The sequence below is a fragment of the Sinomonas notoginsengisoli genome (assembly GCF_021554725.1).
Lineage (GTDB): Bacteria > Actinomycetota > Actinomycetes > Actinomycetales > Micrococcaceae > Sinomonas > Sinomonas notoginsengisoli.
The window spans coordinates 90142-101688 of record NZ_JAIZDP010000002.1 but is presented as its reverse complement, the minus strand read 5'-3'; the positions used below and the strand labels follow the sequence as shown (position 1 = coordinate 101688).

Below are 11547 nucleotides of genomic sequence, written 5' to 3'. Positions count from 1 at the left end.
CCCGGAACTAGGATTGACCGCATGACTGCCGAGACCGCCACTGCACCCCCGGCCCCGCCGTTCACGCTCCGGCGCGCGCGAACGGGCGACGTCGCGGCGATCAAGCGCCTCGTAGCGCCTCTCGCCGAGCGGCGGATCCTCATCTCGAAGGAGTCAGTGGCGTACTACGAGGCGATCCAGGAGTTCCGTGTCGCCGAGACGCCGGACGGCGAGGTGATCGGCTGCGGGGCCCTGCACGTCATGTGGGAGGATCTCGCGGAGATCCGCACTCTCGCCGCCGCCGATGCATGGCGCCGGCACGGAGTGGGCCATGCACTTGTCGAGCTGCTGTTGAAGGAAGCGCACGACGTCGGGGTGCAGCGGGTCTTCTGCCTCACCTTCGAGGTGGGGTTCTTCGAGCGGCATGGGTTCGAGGTCATGGCCGACCAGTCCGGCGTGGACCCCGAGGTGTACTCCGAACTGCTGCGCTCGCATGATGAAGGCGTGGCGGAGTTCCTCGACCTGGCCCGGGTCAAGCCGAACACGCTCGGCAACACACGCATGATCCGTTGGCTGCACGGACGGGCGCGCGAGTAGTCCGGAGCTAGCCAGCCCGAAGGCCCAGCCGGTCGAGGGTGACAGTGGCGGTTGTGGGCCCGCCGCGCTCAAGGACAGGATCACAGCCACCGCACGCATGGTCACCATGGTCCGACCGTGTCCGGCCTACGGCATCGAGGGATGCAGACCTGAGCGGTCCCAGCTGACCTCCGCCGTGACCACCCGCGGGCACGAGGAGCCCCACGGGTATGAGATACGCGGTGCGAACTGGAGGCGGTAGTCGCCGAGATGCTGGCCCTGCAGGTCCTGGGCAGAGACGGTCAGGTCTATCGGCGTCTCCCTGAGGGATCCCATGCCGATCCGACCCACCTTTCCCGGTACCGAGGCTGAACCGGAAGCCTGCTCGTCCGCGAGTGCCAGCGGTCCACCGTGGCATCCAGCGTCTTGGCACGCCGTCGCGGTGACGGAGCCCGAGTTCAGCGTCGCCGCGAGGTCCGCCGAGATGTGCACGGTGAGAAACGGGGCCGCGGCGATCGCGGGGCATGCGACCTCTCCATGGCAGGCCACGAGGGATGTGGCCGTGAGGATCCCTGCCGAAGCGGCCATCATGAGCACCCTGCTGGCCATGCAAACGAGGCTAGGGGCCAGGTCCAGGGCGGTTCAATGGAGCCGCGGTCTCGATGCGGACGCAATTCGGTTGCGACGCCGCCGGCGCCATTATGGAAGGCGCAGGTGCCCGTCCGCTTCGACCGCGAGCCCGTCCGCGAGCAGCCCTGCGAGGGAGCGTTCCAGCTGGGCCGGGCTGGTGCCGAGCGCGTGGAATTGGGTTAGCGCTTCGTCCACGGCAACGGCAGTCCCTTCCGTGAATGGTCGGCGTTCTGCGGGGGCCGCCCCGACGGACCCGCGAATACTCGGCCATCCACGGGCACCAGACGGGGAGGCCTCGAACAGCTCGCGCGGGACGGGATGTGCCGAGACCCGCAGCACCGCCATGATCGCGCCTCGGACCTGCCGGTCCGTCCCGTGCCACGCCTGGCCCCGCGGCGTATGAGTCGGCGCCGGCTTTCCCGCCGCGAGCCATGCGCAGTCCCCGGACACTGGGCAGTCACCGCATCGGGGCGACCGTGCCGTGCAGACGACCGCCCCAAGCTCCATCGTGGCAGCATTCCACGTCACGGACAGAGCCCTGTCGTCGGGAAGAAGGTCGGTGGCGCGGCGCTGCTCGGCTGCCGTGAGCGAGGGCGCAGGGAGGGCCTCGCCGCCCACGAGCCTCGCGTGCACGCGCCGGATATTGGTGTCCACCACCGTGGTCCGGCGCCCGAACGCGAAGGCCGCGACCGCAGCAGCCGTGTACGATCCCACCCCCGGCAGTGCGAGCAGCCCCTCCTCCGTATCGGGCACCAGTCCGCCGTGCTTTTCGGCGATCACGGTGGCAGCCGCGTGCAGCCTGAGCGCTCGACGCGGGTAGCCGAGCCGGCCCCACGCACGCACGGCCTCGCCTGCAGGCACCCCCGCGAGCTCTGCTGGGTGCGGCCACCGCTGCATCCACTCCCGCCACACGGGCAGCACCCGCGCTACGGGCGTCTGCTGCAGCATGACTTCGCTCACGAGAACGCCCCAGGGTGTGCGGCCCGGAGCGCGCCATGGCAGGTCCCGCGCCTCGACGGCGAACCATTCGGAGAGCGCCGTGTGCAGGCCCCCGATCCGCTCCGACACCTGAGTGGGAGCGTCATCCTGCGCACGACGGCGGGTGGTCAAGGATGCGCTCACGCTTGCCTTTCGTCGGGGTGCCATCCGGAAATGTGGGTGGATTCAGGATATGGCTTCAGGGAGGTGACCCCGGGTTGTTGGCAGGTGACCCCGCGCCGGTGGTGGGCGGGGTGCCGGCGGACGTCTAGTGCTGCAGGAGTTGCTGCCTGCGGCGCGGCGCTGCGGGTCCACGCGCCGCGGATCTTAGCCTAGAGGCATGGGACGGCAGGGCAACGGTGGAGCAGGCATGCGGGCGTCGGCGGGGGGGCGGGTACGCCGTCCCGCCACTGGACGCCCCGAGCCCCGCCAGAGCGCCGCCGTGTACCGCCGCAGGCGCATCGCCGTACTGGTCCTTATGGTCATGATCCTTGGGGTACTCGGGGTCGGCGTCTGGGCGGCAGTAGCCGCTGTGGGCTCGGCCGCGGACGTCCCCAAGGGAGCCACGGGAGCGGCTCCAGATCCACGTGCCGTCCCTGTGCCCGAGGCGACCTCGTCTGCCCAGGCCGACCCGTCGCCGTCATCAGCCCAGGAGACGGCGGCGTCCGCGGGCCCGAGCTCGGCCTCCACGGCAGCCCCCACCGCCACTCCGTCCTGCGACCCGCACCTCATCACGGTCGCCGCGGCAACGGACAAGCCCAGCTACGCACCCAACGAGAAGCCGATGTTCACCCTCAGGGTGACCAACGCGAACCCTATGCCGTGTGAGGTCAACGTAGGGACCAAGCAGATGGAGTTCCTCGTGGTCAGCGGGACGGACCGGATCTTCTCCTCGAAGGATTGCCAGACGGACGCGCAGGACCTTCCCAAGACCATCGCGGCGGGCGCCTCGGAGAGCGCGAATTTCCCGTGGGACCGCGTCCGCAGCACGGAAGGATGCAAGGCGGTTGCAACTCAGCCCAAGCCCGGCTTCTACGTCATGACCGCGTCGCTTGGGGCGACGACGAGCTCGAAGGCCGTGTTCGAGCTGAAGTAGCTCCCTCAGGGGAATGAGGAATCAGAGGAAGCGGTCGAGGAGGCTGGCCTCCGCCATGCGCGAGAGGCCCTCGCGGACGGTCCGGGCCCGCTGCTCGCCGATGCCGTCCACCGTCATGAGGTCCTCGATCGTGGCCGCCATGAGGTTCTGGAGACCGCTGAAGTGGTCGACGAGGCGGTCCGCGACCGCGCGCGGCACAGGCTTGAGGCCCGAGATGAGGCGGTAGCCGCGCGGCTGCACAACGGCGTCGAGCGTCTCGGTGCCGCCGGCGTAGCCGAGGATCGCAGCGATCCTGTTGAGATCGATGAGGTCCACGCTGGAGAGGTCCATGAGGGCCTGGACGGCGGCCTCGATGGTCTCCGAGGAGGTGTCGTCCCCCGCGTAGTCGCGGATCACCACGTCGGCGCCCGGCCCGAGCCCGGTGGTGAGCTCCTCGAGCTGGAGGGCCAGGAGGCGTCCGTCGTCGCCGAGTTCGAGGACGTACTGGGCGATCTCCTCGGAGATGCGCTGGACCATCACCTGGCGTTGGAGCGTCTGGGCGACATCACGGACCGTGACCATGGCCTCGATCTCGAGAGCCGAGAGCGAATGCGTGACCTGGTCGAGCCGGGCCCGGTAGCGCTCGAGGGTCGCGAGGGCCTGGTTGGCCCGCGCGAGGACACGCTCGGAGTCCTCGATGACGTGCCGGATGCCCTGGACGTAGAGCGCGATGATCTGCATGGACTGGCTCACCGAGACGACAGGAAGGCCGGTCTGCTTCGCGACCCGTTCGGCAGTACGGTGGCGGGTTCCGGACTCGTGCGTCTCGATGGACGAGTCCGGCACGAGGTGCACCGCGGCCTTGACGATCGTGCGCGCATCGCGGTCGCAGACGATGGCGCCGTCCATCTTGGCCAGCTCGCGAAGGCGCGTGGGGGAGAACTCGATTCCGATCTCGAATCCGCCCGAGCAGAGCGACTCGACGGCGGGGTTGTAGCCGAGCACTATGAGCGCGCCTGTGCGGCCGCGGAGTATCCGTTCCAGACCGTCGCGCAGCGCCGTTCCGGGTGCGACCCGGGCCAAGGTGGCTTTGAGCACTTCCTCGGGAGTCCGAGCCATGTGAATTCCCTTCCCTGCGCCGCGGCTGGCGCGACGCACGGATCCCATGGTATCCGCGGGTGCGCGCACACATGGTGCGCGGCAGGATGAAGTAGGCAACGATTCGGGCACAGACCGGCCCGAGTGAGGCCTAGTCGGTGCCGGGGATCAGGAGCTCGAGCGCTTCTGCGACGTGGCTCACCTCCTTTACCCTGAAACCGGGCGGCACCTCGCCTGGTCCGTCGGGGCTTGCAGGGACCACCGCGTGGGTGAAGCCGAGGCGATGGGCCTCCTGGATGCGCCGACCGATCCCGGGCACCGGCCGCACCTCGCCCGCGAGCCCGACTTCGCCGAACGCGATGAGCCGTTGGGGGAGGGCGGTGCGGGTCTTCGCCGACGCAACGGCCAGGGCCACCGCGAGGTCCGTGGCCGGTTCGCTGAGCTTCACGCCTCCAACCGTCGCCACATAGGTGTCGTCCTTGTGGAGGAGGCAGCCTGCACGCTGCTGCAGGACCGCGAGGAGCATCGCGACCCGGGACGAGTCGAGCCCGCTCGTGGCCCTCCTCGGCTGGGCGGTTGCCGATTCCGCGAGGAGCGATTGGACCTCGGCGAGGAGCGGCCGGCGTCCCTCGAGTGTCACGGTGATGCACGTACCTGAGACGGGGTCCTTGGTGCGGGACACGAAGAGCCCCGACGGGTCCGACACGCTCACGATCCCCGTTTCGGTCAGATCGAAGCAGCCGACCTCGTCCGTCGGGCCATACCGGTTCTTGACGGCGCGCAGGAGGCGCAGGCGCGAGTGCCGCTCGCCCTCGAACTGGCAGACCACGTCCACGAGGTGTTCGAGGAGGCGAGGACCCGCGATCGAGCCGTCCTTTGTCACGTGACCCACGAGGAGGGTGGTCATGTTCCGGCGCTTCGCGGCGGCGATGATCGAGGCGGCAACTTCCCTCACCTGGGAGACACCGCCGGCGCTGCCGTCCACCTCGGGGCTCGAGAGCGTCTGGACCGAATCGACAATGAGCAGCTGCGGGGAGAGCTTCTCGACGTGGCCGAGGGCTTGGGACAGATCCGTCTCAGCGGCGAGGAAGAGTTGGGGTGCGACGGCGCCGATCCGCTCGGCTCGCAGCTTCACTTGGGCGGCGGACTCCTCGCCTGTCACGTAGAGGACGTCCCGTGCCACGGCCCCGCCGTACTCTGCTTCATCGCCCTGCGCTGCGCCGGCGACTTTTGCCGCGACGTCAAGCAGGAGGGTTGACTTGCCCACACCCGGCTCTCCGGCGAGGAGGATCACCGCGCCCGGCACGAGGCCGCCGCCCAGCACGCGGTCCAGCTCCCCGACTGCGGTCGGCAGGAACGCCGCGTCGGTCGCGTCGATCTCGGCAATCGGGCGAGCCGGCTCGAGGACGGAAGTCGCCGCCGTCGTGCGCGCAACGACGGCGCCGACCTCCTCGACAGTGCCCCACGCCTGGCATTCACCGCAGCGGCCCACCCATTTCACGGTGGTCCAGCCGCATTCCGCGCACCGATAGCCGGGGGCCCGGCCGGAGCGTGCCGGGCTGCGCGTGGAGGTCTTCATTGCCATGCGCCAAGGCTATTCCAGCCGCCTGACAGTTCTCGTCAGGCATCGCGTGCCCTACCGTGGCCCGCGGCTCAGATCCGGGGCAGGAAGGCCATGGCCTCCTCGTGCGAGTAGCCGGTGGCCTCAAGGAGGTCGATGATCATGGGCCGCAGCAGGATCACGAGCGCCTCGCCTTCGAGCCGCTCCACGTGGAGGTAGCGGGGGTGTGCGTGGGCGCCGATGTCCGCCAGTGCAAGCCGGGCTGCGCGCATCTGGGCGCTGCGTTCCTCCCGCCGCTCCGCGACCAGCCCGAGGGCCACGCTGTCGAGCGCGTCCGCCGTCTCAGAGAGTAGCCCGGCGATGCGCTCGGACGCGGTCTGGGAGAGGGCGGCGTTGTTGATGACCGAGCTCAGTCTCCGCGCGACGACGCGGGCGTTGCGCAGCCCGAGGTCCAGGAACTCAACGGCGTTGTCGATCTCCTCGATCTCGCCCCGGTGGCGGCGATAGGCGGGCGCGAGGCGGGCGACTTCAGTGGAGGACTTGAGGCTCGCCCGGATCGCGTCGACCTTGGCCTGTGAGCCGCGGCCGCGCACGAGCGCGTGCCAGGCGCGGGTCGAGTCCGCGTCCGCGAGGGCCTCGCCGCACTCCCGCAGCATCGTCGCGAACGTATCGAGGAGTTCCTTGACGTCACGCCGCGGCTGCACCCGCGGGTCTCGCGGCAGGACCGCGGTCAGCGCCAGCGCCATGAGACCGCCGATCACGGCATCGAGGCTACGGGTGAACGGGCCGCCGCTGGCCACCGGCAGAAGGACCACGAACAGGGACTGGACGCCGAGCTGGGTCGCGAAGATGACGCCGCGGTCCAGGAACCGGGCGAGCAGGATCGAGAGGAACAGGATGATGCCCGCCTGCCACAGCCCCGCCCCCAGAAAGTGCATGAGGAGGTCGCCGACCGCGATGCCGAGAGTGCAGCCTACGGCCACCTCGAGGACCTTGCGGACGGTGAGGTCGCGCCCGAATCCCAGCGAGATGAGGGCGGATGTTGCGGCGAAGATCGGCATGGTGTGGCCGAGGAGGTATTCCGCGATGAAGTAGGCGAGTACGGCGCCCACCGTCATGGCCATCGCCGGCATCAGCGAGCGGCGCACGCGCACGATGCCTGAGGACCTCAGGTCCCTGACATAGTCACGGGCGATCGCCCACGACCCTGCCAGGGCCGAGCGACCCGTCTGCACGGCCGTGCCACCCGTCTTGTCCATACAGGGAAGTCTAGGGAGGTCCGCGTGGTTCACCTGTGCGCTGCCCACTGCTGGTGCAGTGTTCCCCTAGTCACATGTGACGAAGATGGCAAAGCCGGACGCCGCGGCGTCACACTCCATCCTCGCGCCGTTCATCTTTCGTTAACCCTTGCCGAGCAAACTCTTTACCTGTCGGCTCTAGCTTCGACTTCAGTACGGCTTGTACGCACTCAACCACCCTGGAAGGGGCACATCTTCGTGAAGGCTCTCCGTATCGGCCGCCTCTCGGCCGTCGCTGTCGTCGCAGCTGGCGCTCTTGCGCTTTCCGCCTGCGGTTCGGACAACGCCGCTGGCACCACCAACACCGGCTCGGCCTCCTCCGGCCCCAAGGTCACCGGCACCCTCACCGGCACCGGCTCGAGCGCCCAGGCCTCGGCCATCGACGCGTGGAAGCAGGGCTTCACCGCATCCAACCAGGGCGTCACCGTCCAGTACTCCCCGGACGGCTCCGGCGCCGGCCGCAAGACCTTCATCTCTGGTGCGAGCCAGTTCGCCGGCTCCGACGCCGCGATGAAGGCGGAGGAGCTCAAGTCCGCCCAGGCCGTCTGCGGCCCCGACGGTGCGCTCGACATCCCGGTCTACATCTCCCCAATCGCCGTGACCTACAACGTCAGCGGTGTCAAGGACCTCAACCTGACGGCGGATACGATCGCCAAGATGTTCCGGGGCGAGATCACCAACTGGAACGATCCGGCCATCAAGGCGGACAACGGCAGCGCCAACCTGCCTGACCTGAAGATCACCCCGGTTCACCGCTCTGACGACTCGGGCACCACCGAGAACTTCACCGACTACCTGGCCAAGGCCGCCCCGAACGTCTGGAAGGACAAGTCCTCCCAGACCTGGCCTGCCTCGCTCCCGGGCGAGAACGCCAAGGGCACCTCGGGCGTCGTCAAGACCGTCACCGACACCCCCGGCGCCTTCGCCTACGCCGACGACTCCGCCGTGACGGGCTCGCTGGGCAAGGCCAACGTCAAGGTCGGCGACAAGTTCGTGCCGCTCTCCGCCGAGGGCGCTGCCAAGGCTGTCGAGCTCTCCAAGCCTGCCGAGGGTCGCGCGACCAACGACCTCGCGCTCAACCTCGACCGCGCGCCGAAGGACGCCTCGGCATACCCGATCGTTCTCGTCTCGTACCACGTGGTCTGCACCACCTACAAGGATCAGGCCACGACTGACCTCGTGAAGGCCTGGGAGACCTACGTCGTCTCGGACGCCGGCCAGAAGGCCGCCGCCTCTGCCGCGAAGAGCGCTCCGCTCTCCTCGGCCCTCGCAGGCAAGGCGAAGACCGCGATTGATTCGATCAAGGTCAAGTCCTAATCATCCGCACGGCGCCGCCCGCCTCGACCGATTCCGGCCGGGGCGGGCATTGCGCTGAGTACCGGAGGCCATGACAAGATGACGAGAACCGACGACAGGTATCCCGAAGCCATTCTCAAGGGACCGGATGTGACCACAACCCAGACCAACAAGAACTCCGATGAGTCCGGCGCCAGCCGCACGTTCGGCGCCGGCAGCGGAGCCGCCGGGGACCGGATCTTCTCCGGAGCGGCAGTCACGGCTGGCGTGATCATCCTTGTGGTCCTGTTTGCCGTCGCGGTCTTCCTCATTGCCCAGGCGTTCCCTGCCCTCGTCGCCCCCCAGGACCAGGTTGCGGGTGGCAAGGGCTTCTGGGCCTACATCGTTCCCCTTGTCATCGGCACGGTGATCGCCGCTGCCATAGCGCTCGTCCTCGCGACCCCCATCTCGATCGGCGTGGCGCTTTTCATCTCCCACTACGCCCCGCGTGGCCTTGCCCAGATCCTCGGCTACGTGATTGACCTGCTCGCGGCCATCCCCTCAGTCGTCTTCGGCGCGTGGGGCATCCTGTTCGTCGCCCCCGCTGTAGTACCCGGCTACATCTGGCTGGCCTCGACCCTCGGCTGGATGCCGGCCTTCAGCGGCCCGGCCTCGGCCACGGGCAAGACCATCCTGACGGCCGCGATCGTCCTCGCCGTCATGATCATTCCCATCATCACCTCGATCGCGCGCGAGATCTTCCTCCAGACGCCCAAGCTCCACGAGGAAGCCGCACTCGCGCTCGGTGCGACCCGTTGGGAGATGGTCCGCATGACCGTCTTCCCATTCGCCCGGCCCGGCCTGATCAGCGCGATCATGCTCGGCCTGGGGCGCGCCCTCGGTGAGACCATGGCCGTCGCGCTCGTCCTCTCCTCGGGGCCGCTCATCGCCAGCCTCATCAAGTCGGGGAACCAGACGATCGCCGCTGAGATCGCCCTGAACTTCCCCGAGGCCTCCGGGCTCAGCCTCAGCACGCTCATCGCGGCGGGCCTCGTGCTGTTCGTGATCACTCTCGCGGTCAACGTCATCGCGCGCTGGGTCATCAGCCGCCACAAGGAATTCTCGGGAGCGAACTGACATGGCCATCGCCGTATCCCCGCGCCGTAGCTCGGCGCTGACACGCAACCGGCTGCCGCGCTTTGCCCCCTGGGTCGCGCTCGTGGTCGCGCTCGTGGTGGGCGCCGCCCTCGCCTCCCTCATCGGCTTCACGCTGTTCGGCTGGGGCATCTTCGCCGCCATCGCGTTCACGATCGTGTACGTGGGGTGGAGCGCCGCGGTCGAGGGGCCCCGCAAGGCCAAGGACAAGCTCGCCACGTGCCTCGTTGTAGGGGCGTTCCTGATCGCCCTCCTCCCGCTCATCTCAGTCATATGGACCGTCCTGGTCGAGGGCCTGAAGGGCCTCACGACCCCGGGCTTCCTGGGCACGTCGATGAACGGCGTGAGCGGCATCCAGGACAACGCCTCGGTCAACGGTGGCACCAAGGTCTTGGGCGGCATTTACCACTCGCTCGTCGGCACGCTGCTCATCACGCTCTGGGCCACGATCATCTCGGTGCCGATCGGCCTGCTGACCTCGATCTATCTTGTCGAGTACGGCAATGACGGCCGCCTCTCGAAGGCGATCACGTTTTTCGTGGACGTCATGACGGGCATCCCCTCGATCGTGGCCGGCCTCTTCGCCGCCGCGTTCTTCGCCACGATCCTGGGCCCCGGCACCAAGACCGGCTTTGTGGCCGCCGTAGCCCTCTCGGTGCTCATGATCCCCGTGGTGGTCCGCTCGAGCGAGGAGATGCTGCGCATCGTCCCGAACGAGTTGCGCGAGGCCTCCTACGCCCTCGGCGTGCGCAAGTGGCGCACGGTGCTCATGGTCGTGATCCCGACCGCGATCTCAGGCATCGCCTCGGGCGTGACCCTTGCGATCGCGCGCGTCATCGGCGAGACCGCGCCCATCCTCGTGACTGCGGGGTTCGCGACGAAGATCAACATGAACGTCTTCGCGGACTGGATGTCCTCGCTCCCGACGTTCATCTACACGCAGATCCTCAACCCGACCTCTCCGTCGAACCCTGACCCGAGCACGCAGCGCGCGTGGGGTGCGGCCCTGGTGCTGATCATCTTCGTAATGCTCCTGAACCTCATCGCCCGGTTCATCGCCCGGATCTTCGCTCCCAAGACCGGCCGCTGACGCCCCGCACCGACCACGCCGAATCCGGCCGACTACGAAGGAAACCATGTCCAAGCGAATCGACGTCAAGGACCTGAACGTCTACTACGGCGACTTCCGCGCCGTTGAGGGCGTCACGATGAACATCGAGCCCAAGTCTGTGACCGCCTTCATCGGCCCGTCGGGTTGCGGGAAGTCCACGTTCCTGCGCACCCTCAACCGGATGCACGAGGTGATCCCGGGAGCCCGTGTGGAGGGTGAGGTGCTGCTCGACGGCGACGACCTGTACGGCGCTGGTGTGGACCCGGTCGCGGTCCGGACGCACATCGGCATGGTCTTCCAGCGCCCCAACCCGTTCCCCACGATGTCCATCAAGGACAACGTCCTTGCGGGAGTGAAGCTCAACGGGCGCAAGATCTCCAAGTCGAACGCGGATTCGCTCGTGGAGCAGTCGCTGCGTGGCGCGAACCTCTGGAACGAGGTCAAGGACCGCCTGAACAAGCCGGGCTCGGGGCTCTCGGGCGGCCAGCAGCAGCGCCTCTGCATCGCCCGCGCCATCGCGGTGAAGCCGGACGTCATCCTCATGGACGAGCCGTGCTCCGCCCTCGACCCGATCTCCACCCTCGCCATCGAGGACCTCATCGAGGAACTCAAGGAGAACTACACGGTGGTGATCGTCACGCACAACATGCAGCAGGCCGCTCGCGTGTCGGACAAGACGGCGTTCTTCAACATCGCGGGGGCGGGCAAGCCAGGCAAGCTCATCGAGTACGCGGGCACCACCACCATCTTCAACAACCCCTCCCAGAAGTCGACCGAGGACTACGTCTCCGGCCGCTTCGGGTGATCCTGG

General features: G+C 68.3%; 11 protein-coding genes. 6 read left to right on the top strand and 5 right to left on the bottom strand.

Annotation, left to right across the window (positions count from 1 at the left end):
• Nucleotides 1-21 precede the first annotated feature (21 nt).
• Nucleotides 22-576, top strand: coding sequence for an amino-acid N-acetyltransferase (locus LF262_RS06005; RefSeq protein WP_235779385.1), 555 nt, complete (start codon nt 22-24; stop codon nt 574-576).
• 126 nt (nt 577-702) lie between these two features.
• Here the strand turns inward: LF262_RS06005 and LF262_RS06000 are convergent, their stop codons facing one another.
• On the bottom strand, nt 703-1164 hold the full coding sequence (locus LF262_RS06000) for a hypothetical protein (RefSeq protein WP_235779384.1): 462 nt from the start codon (nt 1162-1164) through the stop codon (nt 703-705).
• Nucleotides 1165-1254: 90 nt separating this feature from the next.
• Entirely contained in the window at nt 1255-2253 is a 999-nt protein-coding gene (locus tag LF262_RS05995) for an iron-sulfur binding domain-containing protein (protein ID WP_235779666.1), read from the bottom strand.
• 250 nt (nt 2254-2503) lie between these two features.
• Between LF262_RS05995 and LF262_RS05990 the strand changes: the two genes are divergently transcribed.
• Complete coding sequence (locus LF262_RS05990; RefSeq protein WP_235779383.1) at nt 2504-3259, top strand: hypothetical protein; 756 nt, start codon at nt 2504-2506, stop codon at nt 3257-3259.
• A 21-nt stretch (nt 3260-3280) separates the two neighbouring features.
• Here the strand turns inward: LF262_RS05990 and disA are convergent, their stop codons facing one another.
• The 3 genes from disA to LF262_RS05975 form a co-directional block, all read right to left on the bottom strand.
• Entirely contained in the window at nt 3281-4357 is a 1077-nt protein-coding gene (gene disA, locus LF262_RS05985; protein WP_235779382.1) for a DNA integrity scanning diadenylate cyclase DisA, read from the bottom strand.
• A gap of 130 nt (nt 4358-4487) precedes the next feature.
• Nucleotides 4488-5921 carry a DNA repair protein RadA gene (radA, locus tag LF262_RS05980; protein ID WP_235779381.1) on the bottom strand — a complete coding sequence of 478 codons (1434 nt, stop codon included), beginning with the start codon at nt 5919-5921 and terminating at the stop codon, nt 4488-4490.
• A 68-nt stretch (nt 5922-5989) separates the two neighbouring features.
• Nucleotides 5990-7156: an FUSC family protein gene (locus tag LF262_RS05975; protein ID WP_235779380.1), complete on the bottom strand. Its 1167-nt coding sequence runs from the start codon at nt 7154-7156 to the stop codon at nt 5990-5992.
• A gap of 237 nt (nt 7157-7393) precedes the next feature.
• Between LF262_RS05975 and pstS the strand changes: the two genes are divergently transcribed.
• The 4 genes from pstS to pstB all read left to right on the top strand — a co-directional run bounded on the left by pstS (nt 7394) and on the right by pstB (nt 11541).
• Nucleotides 7394-8512: a phosphate ABC transporter substrate-binding protein PstS gene (gene pstS / locus LF262_RS05970; protein ID WP_235779379.1), complete on the top strand. Its 1119-nt coding sequence runs from the start codon at nt 7394-7396 to the stop codon at nt 8510-8512.
• A 78-nt stretch (nt 8513-8590) separates the two neighbouring features.
• Nucleotides 8591-9607 (top strand): phosphate ABC transporter permease subunit PstC, encoded by a 1017-nt coding sequence (gene pstC / locus LF262_RS05965; protein WP_372462741.1) that lies wholly within the window; start codon nt 8591-8593, stop codon nt 9605-9607.
• A gap of 1 nt (nt 9608) precedes the next feature.
• The gene (gene pstA / locus LF262_RS05960) at nt 9609-10715 is read left to right on the top strand and encodes a phosphate ABC transporter permease PstA (RefSeq protein WP_235779378.1); all 1107 of its coding nucleotides are present in this window, start codon (nt 9609-9611) and stop codon (nt 10713-10715) included.
• A gap of 46 nt (nt 10716-10761) precedes the next feature.
• Nucleotides 10762-11541 (top strand): phosphate ABC transporter ATP-binding protein PstB, encoded by a 780-nt coding sequence (gene pstB / locus LF262_RS05955; protein WP_235779377.1) that lies wholly within the window; start codon nt 10762-10764, stop codon nt 11539-11541.
• The last annotated feature ends 6 nt before the right edge of the window (nt 11542-11547 follow it).

What these genes read in the sequence shown, in the direction of transcription:
- pstB (WP_235779377.1), top strand. Translation starts at nt 10,762, where the DNA reads ATGTCCAAGCGAATCGACGTCAAGGACCTGAACGTCTACTACGGCGAC.
- LF262_RS05975 (WP_235779380.1), bottom strand. Translation starts at nt 7,156, where the DNA reads ATGGACAAGACGGGTGGCACGGCCGTGCAGACGGGTCGCTCGGCCCTG.
- disA (WP_235779382.1), bottom strand. Translation starts at nt 4,357, where the DNA reads ATGGCTCGGACTCCCGAGGAAGTGCTCAAAGCCACCTTGGCCCGGGTC.
- pstA (WP_235779378.1), top strand. Translation starts at nt 9,609, where the DNA reads ATGGCCATCGCCGTATCCCCGCGCCGTAGCTCGGCGCTGACACGCAAC.
- LF262_RS05990 (WP_235779383.1), top strand. Translation starts at nt 2,504, where the DNA reads ATGGGACGGCAGGGCAACGGTGGAGCAGGCATGCGGGCGTCGGCGGGG.
- LF262_RS06000 (WP_235779384.1), bottom strand. Translation starts at nt 1,164, where the DNA reads ATGGCCAGCAGGGTGCTCATGATGGCCGCTTCGGCAGGGATCCTCACG.
- radA (WP_235779381.1), bottom strand. Translation starts at nt 5,921, where the DNA reads ATGGCAATGAAGACCTCCACGCGCAGCCCGGCACGCTCCGGCCGGGCC.
- pstC (WP_372462741.1), top strand. Translation starts at nt 8,591, where the DNA reads ATGACGAGAACCGACGACAGGTATCCCGAAGCCATTCTCAAGGGACCG.
- LF262_RS06005 (WP_235779385.1), top strand. Translation starts at nt 22, where the DNA reads ATGACTGCCGAGACCGCCACTGCACCCCCGGCCCCGCCGTTCACGCTC.